We start from the raw sequence: 21,637 nt of genomic DNA on the forward strand, positions 1-21,637 counted from the left end.
CCAAGGTGCCGCCATGAAAGCCATCCTCTGCTCGCAATATTGCCAGCCCGACGATCTCGTTCTGGCAGACGTGCCGGATCCGGTGGCGGGTCCCGGCGAGGCCGTGATCGCGATCAAGGCGGCGGCGCTGAACTTCTTCGACATCCTGATGATCCAGGGCAAGTACCAGATCAAGCCGCCGTTCCCGTTCTCGCCCGCCGCGGAAGTCGCCGGCGTGATCGAGAGCATCGGCCCCGGCGTGACCGACCTCAAGGTCGGCGACCGCGTCGTCGCCTCCTGCGGCCACAACGGCGCGCGCGAAAAGATCGCGCTGCCGGCGGCCTCGATCGTCAAGATCCCCGACAATCTCGACTATGACCGCGCGGCCGGCATCATCATCATCTACGGCACCGCGCTGCATGCGCTGGAGGATCGCGCCAGCCCGAAGCCGGGCGAGACGCTCGCGGTGCTGGGCGCCGCCGGCGGCACCGGCCTTGCCGCCTGCGAGCTCGGCAAGCTGATGGGCCTGAAGGTGATCGCCTGCGCCTCCTCCGACGAGAAGCTCGAATTCGCGAAGAAGCATGGCGCCGAGCTGACGCTGAACTACGGCAAGGAAGATCTGAAGGAAGGCCTGCGCAAGCTGACGGACGGCAAGGGCGTCGACATCATCTTCGATCCGGTGGGTGGCGCCTATGCCGAGCAGGCGCTGCGCTCGATCGCCTGGGAAGGCCGCTTCCTGGTGATCGGCTTTGCCGCCGGCGACATCCCGAAGATGCCGCTGAACCTTGCGCTCTTGAAGGGCTGCGATATCCGCGGCGTGTTCTGGGGCGCCTGGACCAGGCTCAACCCGGCCAAGAACCGCGCCAATCTCGAGAAGCTCGTGAAGTGGACGGCGGAAGGAAAGATTTCATCGCATGTCGACCGCACCTTCCCGCTGGCACAGACCGCGGACGCGCTGAAGGTGCTGGCGGGACGCCAGGCCATGGGCAAGGTGATCCTGCATCCGTGAGGATGCGAGGCACGCCATCGCCACATGCTCGCTGTCGTCGCCCGGCCAGTGCGCAATTGCGCACCAGGGCCGGGCGATCCAGTATTCCAGAGACATCAGCGATTTAGCCGAGACGCCGCGGCGTACCGGATGCCCCGGTCAAGCCGGGTCATGACAGCGAGTATGAGGCGAGGTGGATGGCCATCGCCGCTTCTCGCGCGACATCGCGCCCTCGCGCGCATGGTAAAATCCCCTCAACCATTGCGGCCAAAATTGCGGTGCATTCCGCCGCCTCGCCGTAATCAAACCCAAATATCTCCAGATTCGCGCAAACGGCCGTCGTTTTTTGGGCTGAATCGGACGGCGATTTACCGGTTCCAGTTTGCGGGGCGCTTCTGGACAAAAAACAAGAAGACTGAAGCCGGGACTGCCCCTGCGTTGCGTCAGTAATGGGGAGCATCACACCATGGAGACGACGGCCTACCGTCTGTCGAAGGAGTCGCGCGCGCTCGACTCCGATCGATCTGCATCACATTCGTCCACCACGTCCTACATCCGTGCGCGCGCAAAGCGCGCCGATCTTCCGCAGGACGATCCAATTCCGCTGTTCCTTTCCGATCCGCTCGGAGCACCCGACCCGCGGGAATATGCGCCGCTGGCGCTGCGTTCCAGAACCTGGATCGCGTATCGCGTTGCCGCTGCCGGGCTTGCGATATCCGCCGCGGCGATTGCGGCCGTACTGTTTCAATCCGATCTGCGCGGCCTCGTCGCCGGCATCGGCGGCAATTCTCCGGATGCAGCTTCCGTACAGGCCGCAGCGGTCGTGAATGCACCCGCTGCACGTCAGACCCCGCTGAAGGATCCGGCCCGCGTGACCAACGCGATGCTGGCGAGCGCCGACAAGCAGGAGCTTCCGGCGCCTTCGACACCAAGCCGCGAGGCGATTGCGACCGCCTACCAGACCGCGCTGCAAGCCCAAACCCAAAGCCAACCTCCAGTGCAGGTCCAAGCGCCGACGCCGGCGCCCGCGCCCGTCGCGGCGCAGCCGGCACCGCCCGAGCCAGCCAGGACGCTCGACGCCGACACGCTGGCAGGGCTGATGACGCGCGCCAGAAGCCTGATCGGAGTCGGCGACATCGCCGCCGCGCGCCTGCTGCTCGAACGCGCCGCCAATGCAAAAGACGCAACGGCCGCGCTTCTGCTGGCGCAGACCTATGATCCGGCCGTGCTCGGCACCAGCGATGCGCGAAGCGTGACGGCCGACGCGGCAGCCGCACGCGACTGGTACCAGCGCGCGGCAACGCTTGGATCGGCGGAGGCGCGCCAGCGCCTTGCCCGGCTCTCGAACTAATCAGGGGACATCATGCGTAACGCTTTGAAAGTGGCGCTTGCCGCCATCATGACGATCTGTGCCGTCGCCGCTCGCGCCGAGCAGACCGAATACGATCCGGCCAAGGTCTCGGACAGCCTGAAGGCCATCTTCCAGTTCGGGTCGAGCTCGACCAAGCAGTCGCTGAACGCCAACACCGTCACGCTGATCACCGGCACGATCGGCGGCACCTATGTGCAGTTCGGCGCCGACCTCGCCTCGGTGCTCGACGACGGCAACAGGATCCGCGTGCTGCCGATCGTCGGCCGCGGCTCGGTGCAGAGCGTCGCCGACATCCTGTTCCTGCAGGGCGTCGATCTCGGAATCGTGCGCGCCGACACGCTCGACTATCTCGAGCGCAAGGGCTTTGCCAAGGACATCAAGAAACAGTTCACTTACGTGACCAAGCTCTACAATGAAGAGATGCAGGTCATCGCGCCGAAGTCGGTTGCGACGCTGAAGGACCTCGAGGGCAAGAAGGTCAGCGTCGATCTACCAAATGGCGGGACCTTCGTCACTGCACTGACGGTCTTCGAGCGGCTCGGGATCAAGGCGAACTTCGTCTACGTCGAGCAGCGCATCGCGATGGAGAAGCTGAAGGCCGGCGAGATCGACGCGGTCATCGTGGTCGGCGGCAAGCCGTACAAGTCGGTCTCCACTTTCGGCAACGACGGCCGCTTCCATCTCGCCAAGGTGGACTACGCCAAGCCGCTGCAGAGCGACTATCTGCCGGCAACGCTGACGGCCAAAGACTATCCGAACCTGGTCAAGGAGGGCGAGAGCGTGGACACGATCGCGGTGCCCGCGGTGCTCGCGGCCTATAATTGGGCGCCCAACACCGAGCGTTATCGCAAGCTCGCGCTGTTCGTGGACGCGTTCTTCACGAAATTCCCGGCGCTGCAGAACCCGCCCTTCCATCCCAAATGGAAGGAGGTCTCGCTCGCGGCGCCGCTGTCCGGCTGGAACAGGTTGCCGGTGGCGCAGCAATGGCTCGACAAGCACGGCGTCGAGCCTGTGACGCGGCAGCGCTTCGAGGCGTTCCTGAAGCAGAGCCCGAACGCTGCGCAGGTCTCCGACGCGGACAGGGAGACGCTGTTCAAGCAGTTCCAGGTCTGGGACGCGGAGAAGGCGCGGGCGGAGACGGGAAAGAAGTAGTGGTTGTCGTTGCGACCAATGGTGTCGCAGGCAGCACCCACACTCTCAGTGTCATCGCCCGGCTTGACCGGGCGATCCAGTACTCCGTGACGCCGGCGATTGAATCGAGAGGCCACGGCGTACTGGATTCCCCGCTTTCGCGGGGAATGACAGCGGTGGGTGTGGTTGAATCGCCCCTACTGCGCCCTCTCCCCCACACCGCGCTTCAGCGCGGCGCGGGCGGCTTCGCGGTGTTCGGGCGTGATGTGAGTGGCGACCATCCGGATGGCGGTGGCGAGCACGGCGGCGTCATCGGTGAAGCCGAGGATCGGCATCACGTCGGGAACGAAGTCGAGCGGCAGGATGAAATAGGCGATCGCGCCCAGCAGCGATGCCTGGACATGACGCGGCGTCTGCAGGTCGAACGCGCAGTAGTAAGCCGCGAGAAGATCCTCGGCGAACGGCAGCTGTGCGGCGACGCGCTTCAGCTTGCGCCAGAAGCGGCGGCGCACGCTCTCACGATCTTCCGCGAGCCGATCGGCCGGCTCGAAGCCGACGCTGTGCTCGGCAGCCATGCTCCAACTCTCCGTTCATCGAGGGGCGGCGGATCGCCGCATGCCCTGCTGGTCACAAGATGGGGATGCGGCCCATCGCTGCAAGATGTCAGCCTGGTGTCAGCTAGGCCGTAGACCTGGCCATGGCGTTCATTGCCTTGGCGAGCTCGATGTCGAGCGCCGTGACGCCGCCGGCATCATGGGTCGAGAGCACCACCTCCACGGTCTTGTAGACGTTACGCCATTCGGGGTGATGGTCCATTTTCTCGGCGACCAGCGCCGCGCGGGTCATGAACCCGAAGGCCTCGTTGAAATCCTTGAAGACAAAGGTCTTTGCGATCGCGTCGCGACCCCCGACTTCGGTCCAGCCCGGGATACCACCCAGGGCCTGCTTGCGTGCGTCCGCCGCCAGCCGTTCTGCCATGATCGCCTCCGTGCTTCAGGGGAACTTTTACCCTAACACCGTGCTTACGGTCCCGGTTCACGCGGATTCGCGCCGATCCGCTAACCATGACGGAGATGTAACCCCGGCGGACAGGAAATTTGCTACAATTGTGGGCCTAAATTGCCGGCCGAGATGAAGCTGAGCCTGAAACGCCTGTTTGGGAGATCGATGACCGGGGGTCTGGACCTGGCCGAAGCGCCCTCTCCGCCTTCGCCGCGATCCGCGGCGCGGAAGACGGCGCTCGTGTCTCTGGCGCTGGTGCTTGCCATCATCGGCGCGCTCGTCGGCGGCTATTATTTCGCGATGCGCCCCGTGACGCTGAAGATCGCGGTCGGCCCCGCCAACAGCGACGACGTCAAGGTCGTGCAGGCGCTGACGCAAGCCTTCTCCCAGAACAAGAGCCAGGTGCGGCTGCGCCCGATCCAGACCGACGGCGCCACCGCCAGCGCCGAGGCGCTCGCCGGGGGCAAGGTCGATCTCGCCATCGTGCGCGGCGACGTCGATGTGCCGAAGAACGCACAGGCGGTCGCCACCTTGCGCAAGAACGTTGTGGTGCTGTGGTCGGTCCAGGGCAAGGGCAAGAAGAAGGGCCCCAAGATCACCAAGATCGAGCAGCTCGCCGGCCATCGCGTCGGCGTGGTCGGCCGCACCCAGGCCAACGTCAATCTGCTCAAGGTGATCCTGCAGCAATACGGCGTCGATCCGGCCAAGGTCGATATCATCCAGTTTCCGGCCAACGAGGCTGCCGAGGCGATCAAGTCCCAGAAGGCCGACGTCTATCTCGCCGCCGGTCCCGTCAACAGCAAGATCACGGCGGACGCGATCGCCGCCTCCACCAAGGATTTCGGCGCGCCGACCTTCATCGCGATCGATTCCGCGGATGCGATCGCGCAGAACCATCCGGTCTATGAAGCTTCCGAGATTCCCGCCGGCACCTTTGGCGGCTCGCCCGCCCGCCCCGACGACGAGGTCAAGACCATCAGCTTCGCGCACCACATCGTGGCGCGCAAAGCCGTGTCCGAAACCTCCATCGCGGCGTTCACGCGCCAGCTGTTCGCCGTGCGGCAGCAACTGGTGACCGAATTCCCGCTGGCGGCGAAGATCGAAACTCCCGATACCGACAAGGATGCGGTGATCCCGGTGCATCCGGGCGCGGCCGCGTTCGTCGACGGCGAGGAAAAGTCCTTCCTCGACAAATACAGCGATTACATCTGGTGGAGCCTGATGGCGCTCTCCGCCATGGGCTCGCTCGGCGCCTGGTTCGCCGGCTATCTGAAGAAGGACGAGCGCGACAGCAGCAACCATCAGCGCGAGCGCCTGCTCGACATGATCGCGGCGGCACGCAAGAGCGAGACGACGGAAGAGCTCGACCAGATGCAGGCCGAGGCCGACGACATCCTGCGCGATACGCTGCGCTGCTTCGATCACGGCGCAATCGAGGAAGCCGCGCTCACCGCCTTCAACATCGCGCTCGACCAGTTCCACGCCGCCGTCGCCGACCGCAAGGCGGTGCTGTTCAGCCTGCAGCAGAACCTGCAGCGCACGGGCGCGCAGTTCAGGGCCGCCGGCAACGCCTAAAGGCTTGCGCGCGTAATTGCTGCGTCACATTGTCTCAATATAGCTTCCGCCCGTCATTCCGGGGCGCGCACACGCGCGAACCCGGAATCTCGAGATTCCGGGTCTGGTGCTTGCGCACCATCCCGGAATGACGGTGCGAGACGGGCACAAGCCAGCCAGCGAGCCAGCCATGAAGATCAAATTCTCCCGCCGCCGCTTCCTCTCAACCGGGGCCGGCGCGCTCGGCGCTGTCGCGATGCCTTATCTGTCGCGCGCGGCCGACCGGCCGGCGGTCACCCATGGCGTGCAGTCGGGCGACGTCACCGTCGACGGCGGCGTGGTCTGGGCGCGCGCCGACCGCCCCTCGCAGATGCTGGTCGAAGTGGCGACGACGGAATCGTTCAGGGATGCCCGCGCGCTGCCGCCGATCGCAGCGCTCCCCGAGAGCGACTTCACCGCGAAAATGCTGATCGAGAACCTGCCCGGCGGCCAGGATATCTTCTATCGCGTCCGTTTCCGCGATCTCTCCCACAGCGCGATCGAGGGCGAGGCCGTCGTTGGCCGCTTCCGCACCGCGCCCACCGACCGCCGCGACGTCAGCTTCGTCTGGGGCGGCGACGTCGCAGGCCAGGGCTGGGGCATCAATCCCGATGACGGCGGCATGTTCACCTTCTCCGCGATGCGCAAGCACCGTCCGGATTTCTTCCTGCACTCCGGCGACACGATCTATGCCGACGGGCCCATTGCATCCGAGGTGAAGCTCCCCGACGGCAAGATCTGGAAGAACGTCACCATTCCGGAGAAGGCCAAGGTCGCCGAGACGCTCGACGAATATCGCGCCGCGCACAAATACAATCTCACCGACGACAATCTCCGCGCCTTCAATGCCGAAGTGCCGATCTTCGTGCAGTGGGACGACCATGAGGTGACCAACAACTGGTCGCTGTCGAAGGATCTGCCGGCGGCTTACAAGGTGCGCGACATCGAGTTGCTCGCGGCCCGCGCGGGCCGCGCCTTCCACGAGATGTACCCGATGCGCGAGAGCATCAACGAGCCCGGCCGCGTCTATCGCCAGATCTCCTACGGTCCGCATCTCGACGTGTTCGTGCTCGACGAGCGCAGCTATCGCGGTCCCAACGGCGCCAATCTCGAAACCGCCTACGGTCCGGCGAGCTACTTCCTCGGCCCGGACCAGATCGCCTGGCTCAAGCGCGGCCTTTTGAATTCGCGTGCGACATGGAAGGTGATCGCGTCGGACATGCCGATCAGCCTCGTCGTCGCGGACACGCCGCAGGGCGGCTCGGAAGCCGTTGCGCAGGGCGATGGCCCGGTGCGTGGCCGCGAGTTCGAGATCGCCGACATCCTCCGCTTCATCAAGCTGGCGCCGGTCAGCAACACGGTGTGGCTGACGGCGGACGTGCATTACGCCGCCGCGCATTACTACGATCCGAACAAGGCGCAATTCCAGGAATTCGAGCCGTTCTGGGAGTTTGTCTCGGGCCCGCTGCACGCCGGCACGTTCGGACCGAACGCGCTCGACAACACGTTTGGGCCCGAGGTCCGCTTCGTCAAGGCGCCGGGCAAGGACAGCCAGAACCTGCCGCCCTCCGCCGGCATGCAGTTCTTCGGTCACGTCAAGATCGACGGCGCATCCGGCCGGATGACCGTGACCTTGCGCGACCGCGCCGACGTCGCGCTGTGGTCCACCACGCTCGATCCGAAGCAGGCCTGACCGCTAGCCGGCGGCTCGGACCTGGAGCGCCGCCTCCAGCGCGTCGCTCGAGCACGGCTTCTGCAGCCGCGGCTGGCCGGCGAACTCGGGCGGAATCCGCGCGTCGGCACCGTAGCCGGTGACGAACACGAACGGGATCCCGAGCGCGACCAGCCGCTCGGCGACCGCAAAGCTCTTCTCGCGGATCAGCTCGACATCGAGCAGCGCAAAGTCGGGAGCCCGCATCGCGATCGCGTCCAATGCCTGCGTCACCGAGCCGACGGTCCGCACGCTCGCCACCCCGAACCCGATAAGACGATCCTCGAAATCGATCGCGATGATCGGGTCGTCCTCAACGATCAGAACATCGGCCGGGCGGCCTGAGCCATTGGGAAGTGCAGGTGCCATGATCGCATCTTGGGTGGGGGTTTTCGGATCAGGACTGCCGCGACACGATGCCTGCGCCCAGCGCATCGGAGGGTTCCCGGAACGAAACCCACCACATCGCAGTTCTTCCGTCTGTCCACTTGTGCACACAGGAAGTGGGAGGAACTCGCTAATGTGGAGAGGAGGACAGGGGGTCACGATGGATGCGCGGATCGACAAGACGAGCGAGGTCGAAAGCCGGCCGGCCAACAATCTGCTGCGGCGCCTGAGCCCGGCGGACTATGCCCTGCTTGCGCCCCACGTGACCGTCGAAGACACCGCCGCGAGCCATTTGCTCTACAATCCCGGTGACGATGTCCAGGTCGTCCACTTCCCCTGTGGACCGTCACTGGCGACCTTCCTGGTGCCCAACGAGGACGGCCGCGACGTCGAGACCATCCTGGTCGGCCGCGAGGGCGCGGTCGGCGGCATCGTCAGCGAAGGATTTTTGCCCGCCTACACCCGCATCTGCGTCAAGTTCGGCGGCCCCTTCGCGCGTATTCATGTCGCCAAGCTCGAAGCAGCCAAGCTGCGCTCGGCGTCCTTGCGCAACATCTTTGCCCGTTACGCCGACTGCCTGCTGGCGCAGATCTTCCAGTCCACCGCCTGCAACGCCATCCACTCGATCGAGCAGAGGACGGCGAAATGGATCCTGGCTGCGATGGAGCGGACCGGCGACGAGAGCAGCGTGCCGCTGACGCATGAGCAGCTCGCGACGCTGCTCGGGGTCGGGCGCAGCTATGCCAGCCGCGTGCTGCAGTCGTTCAGGACCGAAGGCGTGCTCGATACGCGGCGCGGATCGATCCTGGTCCGCAACCGAGACGGCCTGCGCCTGCGCGCCTGCCTGTGCAACGAGGCCGTGAAGATGCACTTCGAGGAAGTGCTGCGCGGCGTGTACCCGACCGAGGAGCGGCAGGCGGGTAGCGGGTGAGGTCTTTTCCCCTTCTCCCCCTTGCGGGAAAAGGTGGCGCGCGCACTGCGCGCGCCCGATGAGGGGTTCTCTCCGCGAACTCGCCTTGATGCGAGAGACCCCTCAGCCAAGCGAAGCCGCGGCCGACAGCGTCGCCGCCCTCTCCCGCAAGGGCAGAGGGCACAGCAATGCACCGCACGCGCTTTTAAACGCGACCGTGTTATACTACCCCCGCATGAGCGGGGCCTTCCTTCACACTGTCTTCGACATCGCGGCGTGGCTGGCGGCGGCTGGCGCCGTCTACTGGCTGTCGCGACAGGGCCTGCGGTTTCCGGCACAATCCTTCGAGCTGCCCTATGTCGCCGCGCTGGTGTTCGGCGCAGGCCTTGGCGCCTATCTGTTCGGATCCGCCAATCTCTGGCTGTCGGGCCAGAGCGGCATCGCGCGCTCGGTCGAAGGTGCGCTGGCCGGCGGCATCGTGGCGATCGAGCTCTACAAATGGTCCGCCGGAATCACGGTACGGACCGGCGCGCGCTTTGCGCTGCCGCTGGCTCTGGGCATCGCGATCGGGCGGCTCGGTTGCTACTTCGCAGGCCTCGACGATTTCACCTATGGCACGCCGACGACGCTGCCGTGGGGCCATGATTTCGGCGACGGCGTTCTGCGCCATCCCGTGCAGCTCTATGAGAGCGCAGCCATGGCCTTGTTCGCGCTCGCTTATGTGGCGGCGGCCTTGAACCGGAATGCGTTCGCGATCACCAATGGTTTCTACCTGGTTCTCCTCTATTATGGGTCGCAGCGCTTCCTATGGGAATTCCTCAAGCCCTATGGCGCGCTGATCGGCCCCTTCACGCTGTTTCACCTGCTGTCGCTGTCCATCCTGCTCTACGCCGCCGTCATGCTGGCGACGGCGCCCAAAGCGAGACCTGTGCATGAACGCGCCGTTGCGTAAGTCGCGTCCCTACATCTTCTGGGGCCAGACTCAATCCCTCTGCGAAACCTGCCTGAAGCTGGTGCCGACCAAGATCCAGATCCTCGACAACGAGGTCTGGTACGAAAAGCGCTGCAAGGAGCACGGCGTTCAGTCGACGCTGGTCTCGACGGATGCCGCCTATTGGCGCCTGTGCAAGGATTTCATCAAGCCCGGCGACCGGCCGCTGCAATTCCAGCACCGCACCGAATTCGGCTGCCCCTATGATTGCGGCCTCTGCCCCGACCACGAGCAGCATTCCTGCCTGGCGCTGATCGAGATCACCGAGCACTGCAATCTCACCTGCCCGGTCTGCTTCGCCGATTCCGCGCCGGCGCGGACGAAATTCACGCCGCTCGCGACGGTCGAGAAGATGCTCGACGCACTGGTCGCCAGCGAAGGCGAGCCCGACCTGGTGCAGCTTTCCGGTGGCGAGCCGACGCTGCATCCGGATTTCTTCGAAATCCTGGACGCCGTGCGAGCCCGTCCGATCCGGCACGTCATGATCAACACCAACGGCCTGCGCATCGCCCGCGAAAAGGATTTCGTGGCGCGGCTCGCCGAGAACAGGCGCGGGCTGGAGGTCTATCTCCAGTTCGATTCGCTTCAGCGCGATGCGCTGGTCAATCTGCGCGGTGCGGATTTGCGCAAGATCCGCCAGCAGGCGCTGGAAAATCTCGAGCATTACGGCGTGTCGACCACGCTGGTCGCGACCATCAAGCGCGGCGTCAACGATTCCGAGATCGGCGACATCGTTCGCCACGCCCTCACCTGGAAGTGCGTGCGCGGCGTCACGCTGCAGCCGGTGCAGGATGCCGGCCGCAACGAGAATTTCGACAAGACCACCGACCGCATCATGCTGTCGGAGATCCGCAACCGCGTCGTCGAGACCGGCGTGTTCGGCGACAAGGACATGATCCCGCTGCCCTGCAATCCCGAAAGCATCTCGATCGGCTACGGCCTGCGCAATGGCGAAAAAGTACTGCCGCTGACCTCGCTGATCCCGCAGGAGCAGCTCGTTGCGGTGATGCCCAACACCATCAGCCCGGAAAAATATCCGATGCTGCGGGAGAAATTCGTCGACCTGTTCTCGCTGTCGTCGGGGCCATTGAACACGAGCGAGCGGGTCTGCGAGCTCTTGTGCTGCCTGCCGAGCTTTCAGGTGCCGGAAGGGCTCTCCTACGAGAACGTCTTCCGCGTCACCATCGTGCAGTTTCTCGACCGCTTCAATTTCTGCGTCGGCAACGTCAAGCGCAGCTGCATCCATTTCGTGACCGAGCAGGGCGCGATCATTCCGTTCGACACCTACAATCTGTTCTACCGCAACGGCAAGATCGACGGCATCCGCGCGGAGCTGGCCGCGCAGACCTATCGGGAAGCGAGGCAGGGCGAGGACGTGCCGCGGTGAGCGATACCGGTGCGCCCCCTCCGCTTCCGCCTGATCCATCTCCGCCGCGGAATGCCCCGCCCGCGATAGACTCGTCCAGAGGCTGTCTGGCGGCGTTTCTCGTCACGGCAGGAATCCTCTTGCTCCTGCCTGGCTTGTGCACGGAAACCTTCTTTGGCTTTGAGCTCCATAAGCCGAACGACCCACCACTTGTCGTCATCGCTTTCAACGCTGCTCTTGTCGGCGTGGCACTTGCCGTCATGGGCATCGTGATTGGAATCAACCGGCTTGCCGCCGGCTTAATCTTGCTATTGCCAGGTGCTTGCACCGTGGTCGCAAGCGGTGGGTATATCGGCCGTTCCTCTTTTGCTCGGATCACGCCAATCACTTTCACGGTTGCATTCGTCGGATTGATCCTGATCCTGATCGCATTGGCGCAACGGCGATGAACGACGCGCCCCCGCTACCCCCTCGTACACCGGAGCCACGCAGCGGTTGCATGACCGCTTTCATGGTCATCATCGGCATCCTTCTCCTCCTTCCAGGCGTCTGCCTGCTGAGCTTAGATGGCAGGGGCCCGCTCGGCCTGATCGGATTGGCACTGAGCGTCGCCGCCGCCGTCCTGTTGCTTGCCGCCGCGATCAGAAAATGGGGAGTGGGGCCACCGCCATCATGAGCAATCCTGACAGCCAGCAACCACCTTCCGCCCTTCCGCCCCCTCCTCCGCTCCCGCCACGCAGCGGCTGCCTCACCGCGCTCATGGTGCTCGGAGGGATCATCATGCTGCTGCCGGGCCTCTGCGCCCTGCTGTTCGGCGGGGCCTCGGTGATCGACGGGGGCAAGATCGATTCCGACATCGCCCCGCTGGTCTTCCTGGGACTGGTGGTCGGTATTGGGGGCGTCGTCCTGATCTGGGCGGCCATCAAGGGGCGAAAGGCCCCCGTCCATCCCGGAACCCAGCCCTAAGCCCCGGGAATTCCCGGACAAAATTCAGTCAACCAAGGGCCAAAGAACACATTGTTTTTTGGCGGTTTTTGCATATATTGCGCCGCAACGCACAGGGCGCCCGGTCTGATATGGCCGGGCTTCCTTTTTGGGCGGAAAGCGCCCCGTTTCCAGTCTTCCAGCGTTGTTTCGAGAAGAGGTCCCGGTCCGACCGGCGAGATCGCGCTTAACCCATTGTTCGATCGCAAAGAAGCTCACACATGAACCTTCGCAACATCGCCATCATCGCCCACGTCGACCACGGCAAAACCACCCTGGTCGACAAGCTGCTGCAGCAATCCGGCACCTATCGCGACAACCAGAAGGTCGCCGAGCGCGCCATGGACTCCAACGATCTGGAGCGCGAGCGCGGCATCACCATTCTGGCCAAGTGCACCTCCGTGCATTGGGGCGACACCCAGATCAACATCGTCGACACCCCCGGCCACGCCGATTTCGGCGGCGAGGTCGAGCGCATCCTGTCGATGGTCGACGGCGTGATCGTGCTGGTCGACGCCGCTGAAGGCCCGATGCCGCAGACCAAATTCGTGGTCAGCAAGGCGCTCAAGCTCGGCCTGAAGCCGATCGTCGCCATCAACAAGGTCGACCGTCCGGACGCCCGCATCTCCGAAGTCGTCAACGAGGTGTTCGACCTGTTCGCGGCGCTCGACGCTACCGACGAGCAGCTCGACTTCCCGATCCTCTATGGATCGGGCAAGAACGGCTGGATGGCCGACTCGCCCGACGCTTCGCATGACGTCGGCATGAAGCCGCTGTTCGAGCTCGTGCTCAAGCATGTGGCGCCCCCCGTGGTCCAGGAAGGCCCGTTCCGGCTGCTCGGCACCATCATCGAGGCCAATCCCTATCTCGGCCGCATCATCACCGGCCGCATCGCGTCGGGTTCTGTGAAGCCGAACCAGGCCGTCAAGGTTCTGTCGCGTGAAGGCAAGCTGATCGAGAACGGCCGCATCACCAAGATCCTCGCGTTCCGCGGCCTCGAGCGCCAGCCGGTCGAGTTCGCCGAGGCCGGCGACATCGTCGCCATCGCGGGCCTCACCAAGGGCACCGTCGCCGACACCTTCTGTGATCCCACGGTCGAAGAAGCGTTGCAGGCGCAGCCGATCGATCCGCCGACCGTGTCGATGACATTCATCGTCAACAACTCGCCGCTCGCCGGCACCGAAGGCGACAAGGTCACCAGTCGCCTGATCCGCGACCGCCTGCTGCGCGAGGCCGAAGGCAATGTCGCGCTGCGCGTCGTCGAGTCCGCCGACAAGGACGCGATGGAAGTGTCCGGCCGCGGCGAATTGCAGCTCGCGATCCTGATCGAGACCATGCGTCGCGAGGGCTTCGAGCTCTCGGTGTCGCGTCCGCGCGTCGTGTTCCAGAAGGACGAAGCCACCGGCCAGACCCTGGAGCCGATCGAGGAGGTCGTGGTCGACGTCGACGAGGAGCATTCCGGCGTCGTCGTGCAGAAGATGAGCGAGCGCAAGTCCGAGCTGATCGAGATGAAGCCGTCCGGCGGCAACCGCCTGCGTCTGGTGTTCTACGCGCCGACCCGCGGCCTGATCGGCTATCAGGGCGAGCTGATGACCGATACCAAGGGCACGGCGATCATGAACCGCCTGTTCCACAATTACTTGCCCTACAAGGGCCCGATCCAGGGCCGTCGCAACGGCGTGCTGATCTCGAACGACCAGGGCGAGTCGGTGGCCTATGCCATGTTCAAGCTGGAAGACCGCGGCCCGATGATGATCGAGCCAGGCTGGAAGGTTTATCGCGGCATGATCGTCGGCGAGCACACCCGCGACAACGATCTCGAGATCAACGTGCTCAAGGGCAAGCAGCTCACCAACATCCGCACGACCTCGAAGGACGAAGCCGTGCGCCTGACCCCGCCGATCCGCATGACCCTGGAAAAGGCGCTGGCCTATATCGAGGACGACGAGCTGGTGGAGATCACCCCGAAGTCGATCCGCCTGCGCAAGAAGCACCTCGATCCGAACGAGCGCAAGCGCGCGGAAAAGGCCAAGGAAGCGGTGGCGTAAGCGGCCGCTCTCTCGTGCCCCGGACGCAGCGCAGCGCGATAGCGGTGCGCTGCTGCGCCGGGGCCCAGACGTTCTCTCCTGCACATCACCTTGGGTCCCGGCTCTGCGGAGCGGCGTTACACGCCGCACCGCGTCCGGGACACGAGATCGGCATATCCGCCCGGCTTCAGCACACCCAGCAGACGTGCTAGAGCCCGCCCATGACCTCCCTCCCCTCCTCCGTGGACGTCGCGATCATCGGGGCCGGCGCCGCCGGCCTCGGCGCCGCGCATGCGCTGGCGGGCTCAAACCTCTCCATGATCGTGCTGGAGGCGCGGGGCCGGCTCGGCGGCCGCGCCTGGACCGTGCAGGCCTCGCCGGAGGTGACGTTCGACGTCGGCTGCGGCTGGCTGCATTCGGCCGACAGGAACTCCTTCGTCGCAATCGCCAGACAGCTCGGTTTCGAGGTCAACAAGGACCTGCCGCCCTGGCGCGAGCGCGCCTATGGCGATGCCTTTCCGCAAAGCGAGCGCGACGACTTCATGCGCGCGATGGACGCGTTCTATGAGCGTCTCTGGCAGGTTGCGCAGAAAGGCAAGGACGAGCCCGCGAGCCTGAGCCTGGAGTCCGGCAATCGCTGGAATCCGATGATCGACGCCGTCTCGACCTACATCAACGGCTGCGAGCTGAAGGACATGTCCACGCTGGACTGGGACGCCTATGAGGACACCAACCTCAACTGGCGCGTCCGTCGCGGCTACGGCGCGCTGGTCGCGGCCTATGGCGCGCCCTGCCCGGTGGCGCTGAACTGCGAGGTCACGCTGATCGATCACTCCGGCAAACGCATCCGCATCGAGACCTCGCAGGGCACGCTCGCCGCCGACAAGGTGATCGTCACCGTCCCGACCAATCTGATCGCCGACGAAGCCATCCGCTTCTCGCCGCCCCTTCCCGCCAAGGTCGATGCCGCAGCCGGCCTGCCGCTCGGCGTGGACGACAAGGTGACGCTGGCGCTCGAGGGTGCCGAAGCCTTCCCGAAAGAAGGCAATTTGCGCGGCGCGACCATGCGCACGGAGATGGGCACCTATCACATCCGCCCGTTCGGCCAGCCCTGCATCGAAGGCTTCTTCGGCGGCAGCTTCGCCCGCGCGCTGGAAGATGCCGGCGAAGGCGCCATCGCCGCGCACAGCATCGACGAGATCGCGAGCTTTCTCGGCAACGACATCCGCCGCAGGCTGAAGCCGCTCTACGAGTCGCGCTGGGCGCATGATCCCTTTGCGCGGGGCTCGTATTCGCACGCGCTGCCGGGGCATGCGGGAGATCGTGCCGTGCTCGCCGCGCCGGTCGATGGGCGGCTGTTCTTTGCCGGAGAGGCGACGTCGCCGGAGTTTTTCACGACGGCACATGGGGCAAGAGACAGTGGGGAGCGCGCGGCGAAGGAAGTGCTGGCGGCGAAGCGCTAGCCTACCCCAGCGTCGTCCCGGCGAAGACCGGGACGACACCGAGTTTGTGGTGCAGCCGTCCTTCACAAGGACGAACGACGCTACTCGATGACCCGCGCCCGCAGATCCGCATCCGGCACGAAGCACGCGTCATACCTTCCGAAGATGCGATAACGATTGCGTGCGATGAGGCTGTAGACGGGGTCGCGCAACGGCTTCGGCACGGCAAACAGCCCGCGCACCCAACTCCAACCCGGAAGTTGCGACAGCACCGTCAGCGCCGCGTCGGACTTCATGAAGACTTCGCCGCCATGGACGACGGCGTTGGTATCGGGATCATCGGGATCGATGCCGAACGTGCGCGCCAACCGCGCCCCGTAATCCGACTGGATCGGCGTGAACCGGAACCGCCTCGCCGTGTCGCGCTTGGCAACGAAGCGGACCCAGCGCGAGCAGAAGATGCAGACGCCGTCGAACAGGATCATGTCGTCGTCGGGCCACTTAGCCATCAGCGATTATCCAGCATCAAGAGCGCGACCAGCATCAGCACGATCGCCGGCCCCGTCTTCACCAGCGCGCCGAGCGGCTCGATCCAGAGGTCGGGTGTCAGGATCGCCGCACCGAACATGTAGCCGAGCGACGCCAAAATGCCTGCGACGAGCCCGACCGCAGCCGTGCGGCGGAAGGCGATCAGCACGCCGATGCTCATGTCCATCAGGCTGGTGCCGATGGTGATGGGATCGACCAGCGCGGGCGGGAAGTGATGCGCGGTCAAAATGCCGGCGGCGGCGCGGTAGGACACGAACAGCGCGATGAAGCCGGAGACGAGCCAGAACGCGACCAGGCTCGCGAATATCAACGCCTTCACGAGGAACAGCCGCGCGAACCATTTGTCCTGGATGGTCGCGGGATGGCGCCCGATCGCATCCACCAGCGTCTTGGGAGCGATGCTTGTGGCGGCAATCCACGCCGAGGGATCACCTCGCACGCCGCGGCGGAGCTCGGCGATGGCCGTGGAGCGCATCGGCGGCATCCAGCCGAGCATGTTGGCGAGATCGCCGATTGCTGCGCCGAGATCCAGCATGAAGCGCGGCATCGCGATGCGTCGCCAACCGGCCGTGCCGAACGCGACACGGAGCTGCTTGATGACGCCGGCCATGGTGACAGGCTCGGCTTGCATCAGGTCCCAGCTCACCGCCCTCACCGAGTCATCGTTAATCTCGCGCGCGGCGAACCAGGCGATGGTGGCGGCGATGTCTTCGACCGCGACGGGCTGGAACGGCGTCGCCATCTCCTTGTCCGGCAGATCGACGGGAAAGGCGGCGAGTGCGCGCAGCATCGCGCTGCCGCCATAGGCGGACGGCGCGATCACGAAGCCGGGCCGCAGGATGGCGTGAGGAATGCCGGATGCCGCGATCAATCGCTCCGCCTCGCGTTTGGTCGTCGCAAAGGCGGTGCGATCCGCCTCATGTGTGCCGGGAATCGAGATGTGCACCAGCCGGATCGCGCGGCCGCTGCCGCCGATCGCCGCAAGCAGGCGAGCAACGAAATCGCGATGCACCGCGCCGGTGTCGCTGCCGGGGCCGTCCTGGAGCACGCCGAGGCAGTTCACGACGAGATCGACGGCGTGGTCGCCGAGCAGGCGCGCCAACGTAGCCGCATCGAGGGAGAGGATCGGCAATTCGAGATCCAGCGCGCTCATCTTCTGCGCAGGCGAGAGGCTGCGCGCGACGCCGACGACACGGAATCCCCGCATGCGCAAATTGTCGGTGACGAAGCGGCCGATCAGGCCGGAGGCGCCGAGCACGAGTATGGTGCGCTGGTTCATCACGCCTCTCAAAACGGTTTCGCGACCATCAGCCACAGGATCGCCATCGTCGCACCGAAGCCGGGGAAGCCGAACGCGAACCAGCGGCGGAACAGCACGAAGTAACGCTCCGGCAACGCGGCGTGCTGAGCGGCGGCCTTGCGCGCGAGATCGCGCATCTCGATCTGCATGAACACGACAGGCACCCAGAACAGGCCTGCGATGGCATAGAGCGCCAGCGACGCGAGCAGCCAGCGCTCCGTGATCGGCGTCGCGGACAGCATCATCAGCAGGCCGCCGCTGAGCGGCTGAAGGATCACGGCCGACAGCGTGAAGATCGCATCCGCGATCACCACCAACGAAGCGGTCCGCGCGATGAACTCCGCATCGTAAGTACGATGCGCCATCAGCATGAAGAAGGCGATGCCGGTCCCGGTGCCGAGGATGACGATGGCGCCGAGCACGTGGAGGAATTTGACCAGGAAATACAGCGTCATGGCTTCTTGGTCGCCACAGGCTTGGGCGGGTTCAGCGCGCGGGCGAGCTCACCGCTCGCGGCTTTGACGCCGGCCTCCGTCTCGATCATCGCATGGCCTTCGCCGCCGACGGCCGGCAGGACGTGAAAGTCTGTCTTGCCGCCAGCGCCGCGAAACGCTTCGGCAAGCTTCTGCGAAAATGCAGGCGCGAAATAGCTGTCATTGGCGGCAACGAGCCACGAGACGGGAATGCGCGCCGCCCCGCCGAACTCCGCAGCTGCCGCGACAAGCGTGTTGGGCGCGCAGATCCGGTTCGGTTCGTCATTGGCGTGGCCACCTCGTCCCGGCGCGAACGCGATGATGGTCGAGATCGTCTTTGGATCGGCATTCACAAGCGCCAGCGCACCCCAGCCGCCGGCGGAATGGCCGATCACGATCGCGGCATCCTTGCGGATGAAGTCCTGCTTGCGCAAGAACTCCAGCGCGCGCGAGATTTCGTCCGCGGTCGCGCGGCCGGCGCGCGCATAGTCCGCTTCGTCGCAGCCGCCCTGATCCTCGACATAGCGGCCACCGGTCGCACCATGGCCGAGCCGTTCCGGCACCAGCACGGCAAAGCCGCGCGCAACGAGAAACGCGGCGAGCGCGCGGTACTCCGGTTGCGGCATTTGCGCACGACGCAAGCCGTTCTGCGTCGAGGCATGCGCGATGACCGCAAGGCGGAACGGGCCGGCACTGGCGGGACGAAACAGCAGGGCATGCGCGGCCATGTCGGCATCGGGCGAGGGCACCCGCCACTCTTGCCGGCGAAACGGCGCGCCCTCGTCGCCCGACGCGCCGAACGTGACCTGTGCGCACACAGGCGGCGCAGTCAGCAAGGCCAGCAGTGACAGGAGTGCAAAGGCGTTGATGAGTCGCATGAATTGCCGGAGGCGAACACGGACAGCGATGGCCACACTAGTAGGAACGAATCAGCAAGGGCGGACTTTCTGCGTTGCCATTGCCGTTCATTCGTTGCCGCACACGAGTTTTGCACCGACGCATGGCACGCCGGTGCCATTCGAATTGGCGTCTTGTCTTCTTTCGGGACAACATGGTTAAAATACTGATGCAGAAAGTCCACACGTTAACCGATAATTAACGATAGGTCTTGCCGCCGGCCCGGCGACTTGGTTTGATTACGCCCATGAGCACAACCCTGATCGAGGTCCGGCCGGCCAAAGCTGCAGATGCAACTGCGGTGGCGACCACCCATGACGAAGCCTGGCGTTCGGCCTATCAGGGCATCATTCCCGGCGCCGAGCTGGAGAAGCTGATCAACCGCCGCGGTCCGCAGTGGTGGGACAGCGCGATCCGCAAGGGCAGCCGCGTCAGCGTGCTGGTGTTCGGCGACAAGATCGCAGGCTACGCCAATTACGGCCGCAACCGCGCCCGCAGCCTGCATTTCGACGGCGAGATCTACGAGCTTTATCTGCGTCCCGAGTTTCAGGGCCTCGGCTTCGGCCGTCGCCTGTTCGCGGCCGCCCGCCGCGATCTGATGCAGAGCGGTTTGAAGAGCATGGTGGTGTGGGCGCTCTCGGACAACGATCCCGCGACCGAGTTCTACCGGGCTCTCGGTGGTCGCATGGTGGCGCGCTCCTCGGAGCGTTTCGGGCCGAAGTCGCTCGACAAGGTTGCCTTCGCCTGGACTAATTAAAACTTGGACCAACTCAAATTTGGACCAATTGAGCTGCTGAAAGCTTAGCCGGCAGCGTTTCCCATCCGTCGATACCGTTTGCCCATTGCGCCGGTGATCGCTGGATTCATTTTTTCACAAAAACACGATGGATTGGCGCGCCAAGCCCGCGTAAGACAGCGCCGAAAATCGCTGCCGGGCGCGATTTAACCTCGGCAACAACGGAGCCTTGAATGCGTATCGATGCGATCTCGATCGGAAAAAACGTACCCCACGACATCAACGTCATCATCGAAGTCCCCGTGGGCGGCGAACCGATCAAGTACGAGATGGACAAGGAGGCCGGCACGCTCGTCGTCGACCGCTTCCTGTACACGCCGATGCGTTACCCCGGTAACTACGGCTTCATCCCGCACACGCTGTCCGACGACGGCGATCCCTGCGACGTGCTGATCATCAACACCCGCGCCATCATCCCCGGCGCCGTCATGAGCGTGCGCCCGGTCGGCGTGCTGTTCATGGAAGACGAGGCCGGCGGCGACGAGAAGATCCTCGCAGTGCCGTCGTCGAAGCTGACGCAGCGCTACGACAAGGTGAAGTCGTACTCCGACCTGCCCGACATCACGCTGCAGCAGATCCAGCACTTCTTCGAGCACTACAAGGATCTCGAGAAGGGCAAGTGGGTGAAGATCCTGCGCTGGGGCGGCCCGGAGGAAGCGCACAAGCTGATCCTCGAAGGCATCGAGCGCGAGAAGAAGAAGAAGGGCTAGGATTCTGTGTCCCGGACGCGGCGCATCACCAAGTGATGCACCGCAGAGCCGGGACTCATGGCGCCGCTTGCGCTGGGCCCCGGCTCAGCAGCGCACCGTTTCACGCTGCGCCGCGTCCGGGGCACGAGAACTCAGCTACACCGCCGGCTTCGGCAACCCTGCGATCGCGCACGCCGCGCGCAGCGTGTTCACCAGCAGGCACGCCACCGTCATCTGGCCGACGCCGCCGGGGACCGGCGTGATGGCGCCGGCAACGCCGAGAGCTTCCTGATAGGCGACATCGCCGACGAGACGGGTCTTGCCGTCCTCTTTGGGGATACGGTTGATGCCGACGTCGATCACCGTCGCGCCCGGCTTCAGCCAGTCGCCGCGCACCATCTCGGGCCTGCCGACCGCGGCATAGACCAGATCGGCCTGCTTCACGAGCCCGGGCAGGTCGCGCGAGCGCGAATGCGCGATCGTCACCGTGGCGTTCTCGTTCAGCAGCAATTGCACCAGCGGACGGCCGACCAGGTTGGAGCGGCCGATGACGATCGCATTCATGCCTTCCAGCGAGGCATGCACGCTCTTGGTCAGGATGATGCAGCCGAGCGGCGTGCAGGGCGAGAGCGCCTCGAGGCCGCCGGCAAGCCGGCCGGCATTGTTCGGATGCAGCCCGTCGACGTCCTTGGCCGGATCGATCGCGTTGATGACGGCTTCGGTGTTCAGCCCCTTGGGCAGCGGCAATTGCACGAGGATGCCGTGCACGGCCGGGTCGCGGTTGAGCTTTGCGACGACGGCCAGCAGATCGGCCTGCGAGACGTCGGCCGGCAGCTTGTGCTCGAACGAGGCCATGCCGGCGGCCTGGGTCTGGGTATGCTTGGAGCGGACATAGACCTCGCTGGCGGGGTCGTTGCCGACCAGCACCACCGCCAGGCCCGGGACCAGATTGTGCTCGCGCTTGACCCGCGCGACCTCGTCGGCCACGCGCGCACGGAGCTTGGCAGCGATGACTTTCCCATCGATGATCTCAGCGGTCATGTCGGTTCC

23 protein-coding genes are annotated in these 21,637 nt (G+C 65.0%); 15 read left to right on the top strand and 8 right to left on the bottom strand.

What is annotated here, in order from left to right; translation table 11 throughout:
• Window positions 1-13: 13 nt before the first annotated feature.
• The 3 genes from JQ617_RS21305 (at window position 14) to JQ617_RS21315 (ending at window position 3,491) form a co-directional block, all read left to right on the top strand.
• Window positions 14-988 carry an NADPH:quinone oxidoreductase family protein gene (locus JQ617_RS21305; protein WP_063685161.1) on the top strand — a complete coding sequence of 325 codons (975 nt, stop codon included), beginning with the start codon at window positions 14-16 and terminating at the stop codon, window positions 986-988.
• A 445-nt stretch (window positions 989-1,433) separates the two neighbouring features.
• Window positions 1,434-2,318 (top strand): hypothetical protein, encoded by an 885-nt coding sequence (locus tag JQ617_RS21310; protein WP_212028009.1) that lies wholly within the window; start codon window positions 1,434-1,436, stop codon window positions 2,316-2,318.
• Between the two features lie 12 nt (window positions 2,319-2,330).
• Complete coding sequence (locus JQ617_RS21315; RefSeq protein WP_212028010.1) at window positions 2,331-3,491, top strand: TAXI family TRAP transporter solute-binding subunit; 1,161 nt, start codon at window positions 2,331-2,333, stop codon at window positions 3,489-3,491.
• A gap of 176 nt (window positions 3,492-3,667) precedes the next feature.
• On the opposite strand, the gene JQ617_RS21320 is transcribed toward JQ617_RS21315, so the two are convergent.
• Both JQ617_RS21320 and JQ617_RS21325 read right to left on the bottom strand, forming a co-directional pair.
• Window positions 3,668-4,045: a YkvA family protein gene (locus tag JQ617_RS21320; RefSeq protein ID WP_212028011.1), complete on the bottom strand. Its 378-nt coding sequence runs from the start codon at window positions 4,043-4,045 to the stop codon at window positions 3,668-3,670.
• A gap of 103 nt (window positions 4,046-4,148) precedes the next feature.
• Window positions 4,149-4,448, bottom strand: a complete 300-nt coding sequence (locus tag JQ617_RS21325; protein ID WP_145657835.1) for a 4a-hydroxytetrahydrobiopterin dehydratase — start codon at window positions 4,446-4,448, stop codon at window positions 4,149-4,151.
• A gap of 153 nt (window positions 4,449-4,601) precedes the next feature.
• Here JQ617_RS21325 and JQ617_RS21330 point away from each other — a divergent pair, with 153 nt between their 5' ends.
• On the top strand, window positions 4,602-6,047 hold the full coding sequence (locus tag JQ617_RS21330; RefSeq protein WP_212028012.1) for a TAXI family TRAP transporter solute-binding subunit: 1,446 nt from the start codon (window positions 4,602-4,604) through the stop codon (window positions 6,045-6,047).
• A gap of 169 nt (window positions 6,048-6,216) precedes the next feature.
• Window positions 6,217-7,758 carry an alkaline phosphatase D family protein gene (locus JQ617_RS21335; RefSeq protein ID WP_212028013.1) on the top strand — a complete coding sequence of 514 codons (1,542 nt, stop codon included), beginning with the start codon at window positions 6,217-6,219 and terminating at the stop codon, window positions 7,756-7,758.
• A gap of 3 nt (window positions 7,759-7,761) precedes the next feature.
• Here JQ617_RS21335 and JQ617_RS21340 read toward each other — a convergent pair whose 3' ends face one another.
• Window positions 7,762-8,145, bottom strand: a complete 384-nt coding sequence (locus tag JQ617_RS21340) for a response regulator (protein WP_249157347.1) — start codon at window positions 8,143-8,145, stop codon at window positions 7,762-7,764.
• Window positions 8,146-8,323: 178 nt separating this feature from the next.
• Between JQ617_RS21340 and JQ617_RS21345 the strand changes: the two genes are divergently transcribed.
• The 8 genes from JQ617_RS21345 (at window position 8,324) to JQ617_RS21380 (ending at window position 15,904) form a co-directional block, all read left to right on the top strand.
• A complete protein-coding gene (locus JQ617_RS21345) occupies window positions 8,324-9,094 on the top strand; it encodes a Crp/Fnr family transcriptional regulator (RefSeq protein ID WP_212028015.1) in 771 nt (256 codons plus the stop codon).
• Between the two features lie 214 nt (window positions 9,095-9,308).
• Window positions 9,309-10,025: a prolipoprotein diacylglyceryl transferase gene (locus JQ617_RS21350; RefSeq protein ID WP_212028016.1), complete on the top strand. Its 717-nt coding sequence runs from the start codon at window positions 9,309-9,311 to the stop codon at window positions 10,023-10,025.
• On the top strand, window positions 10,006-11,451 hold the full coding sequence (locus JQ617_RS21355; RefSeq protein WP_212028017.1) for a radical SAM protein: 1,446 nt from the start codon (window positions 10,006-10,008) through the stop codon (window positions 11,449-11,451). Before JQ617_RS21350 ends, JQ617_RS21355 begins: the two co-directional genes overlap by 20 nt.
• Before the next feature lie 119 nt (window positions 11,452-11,570).
• Window positions 11,571-11,879, top strand: a complete 309-nt coding sequence (locus JQ617_RS21360) for a hypothetical protein (protein WP_212028018.1) — start codon at window positions 11,571-11,573, stop codon at window positions 11,877-11,879.
• 50 nt (window positions 11,880-11,929) lie between these two features.
• Entirely contained in the window at window positions 11,930-12,106 is a 177-nt protein-coding gene (locus tag JQ617_RS21365; protein WP_249157351.1) for a hypothetical protein, read from the top strand.
• The gene (locus tag JQ617_RS21370) at window positions 12,103-12,396 is read left to right on the top strand and encodes a hypothetical protein (RefSeq protein ID WP_212028020.1); all 294 of its coding nucleotides are present in this window, start codon (window positions 12,103-12,105) and stop codon (window positions 12,394-12,396) included. The genes JQ617_RS21365 and JQ617_RS21370 overlap by 4 nt, the downstream gene beginning before the upstream one ends.
• A gap of 239 nt (window positions 12,397-12,635) precedes the next feature.
• Window positions 12,636-14,462 carry a translational GTPase TypA gene (gene typA / locus JQ617_RS21375; RefSeq protein ID WP_212028021.1) on the top strand — a complete coding sequence of 609 codons (1,827 nt, stop codon included), beginning with the start codon at window positions 12,636-12,638 and terminating at the stop codon, window positions 14,460-14,462.
• 200 nt (window positions 14,463-14,662) lie between these two features.
• On the top strand, window positions 14,663-15,904 hold the full coding sequence (locus JQ617_RS21380) for a flavin monoamine oxidase family protein (RefSeq protein ID WP_212028022.1): 1,242 nt from the start codon (window positions 14,663-14,665) through the stop codon (window positions 15,902-15,904).
• An 80-nt stretch (window positions 15,905-15,984) separates the two neighbouring features.
• Here the strand turns inward: JQ617_RS21380 and JQ617_RS21385 are convergent, their stop codons facing one another.
• The 4 genes from JQ617_RS21385 to JQ617_RS21400 are packed head-to-tail and all read right to left on the bottom strand — an operon-like array spanning window position 15,985 to window position 19,083.
• Window positions 15,985-16,392 carry a thiol-disulfide oxidoreductase DCC family protein gene (locus tag JQ617_RS21385; protein ID WP_212028023.1) on the bottom strand — a complete coding sequence of 136 codons (408 nt, stop codon included), beginning with the start codon at window positions 16,390-16,392 and terminating at the stop codon, window positions 15,985-15,987.
• Window positions 16,392-17,711 carry an SDR family oxidoreductase gene (locus JQ617_RS21390; RefSeq protein WP_212028024.1) on the bottom strand — a complete coding sequence of 440 codons (1,320 nt, stop codon included), beginning with the start codon at window positions 17,709-17,711 and terminating at the stop codon, window positions 16,392-16,394. The genes JQ617_RS21385 and JQ617_RS21390 overlap by 1 nt, the downstream gene beginning before the upstream one ends.
• Before the next feature lie 8 nt (window positions 17,712-17,719).
• On the bottom strand, window positions 17,720-18,187 hold the full coding sequence (locus tag JQ617_RS21395; protein WP_212028025.1) for a DUF2269 family protein: 468 nt from the start codon (window positions 18,185-18,187) through the stop codon (window positions 17,720-17,722).
• Complete coding sequence (locus JQ617_RS21400) at window positions 18,184-19,083, bottom strand: alpha/beta hydrolase family protein (protein ID WP_212028026.1); 900 nt, start codon at window positions 19,081-19,083, stop codon at window positions 18,184-18,186. The genes JQ617_RS21395 and JQ617_RS21400 overlap by 4 nt, the downstream gene beginning before the upstream one ends.
• A gap of 266 nt (window positions 19,084-19,349) precedes the next feature.
• On the opposite strand from JQ617_RS21400, the gene JQ617_RS21405 reads away from it, so the two are divergent.
• Both JQ617_RS21405 and ppa read left to right on the top strand, forming a co-directional pair.
• On the top strand, window positions 19,350-19,859 hold the full coding sequence (locus tag JQ617_RS21405; protein WP_063685204.1) for a GNAT family N-acetyltransferase: 510 nt from the start codon (window positions 19,350-19,352) through the stop codon (window positions 19,857-19,859).
• A 212-nt stretch (window positions 19,860-20,071) separates the two neighbouring features.
• Window positions 20,072-20,608, top strand: a complete 537-nt coding sequence (gene ppa / locus JQ617_RS21410) for an inorganic diphosphatase (RefSeq protein WP_063685206.1) — start codon at window positions 20,072-20,074, stop codon at window positions 20,606-20,608.
• Between the two features lie 135 nt (window positions 20,609-20,743).
• On the opposite strand, the gene folD is transcribed toward ppa, so the two are convergent.
• Window positions 20,744-21,628, bottom strand: coding sequence for a bifunctional methylenetetrahydrofolate dehydrogenase/methenyltetrahydrofolate cyclohydrolase FolD (gene folD, locus JQ617_RS21415; RefSeq protein ID WP_212028027.1), 885 nt, complete (start codon window positions 21,626-21,628; stop codon window positions 20,744-20,746).
• Window positions 21,629-21,637: the final 9 nt, after the last annotated feature.

It is taken from the genome of Bradyrhizobium sp. KB893862 SZCCT0404 (assembly GCF_018130885.1).
GTDB lineage: Bacteria > Pseudomonadota > Alphaproteobacteria > Rhizobiales > Xanthobacteraceae > Bradyrhizobium > Bradyrhizobium stylosanthis.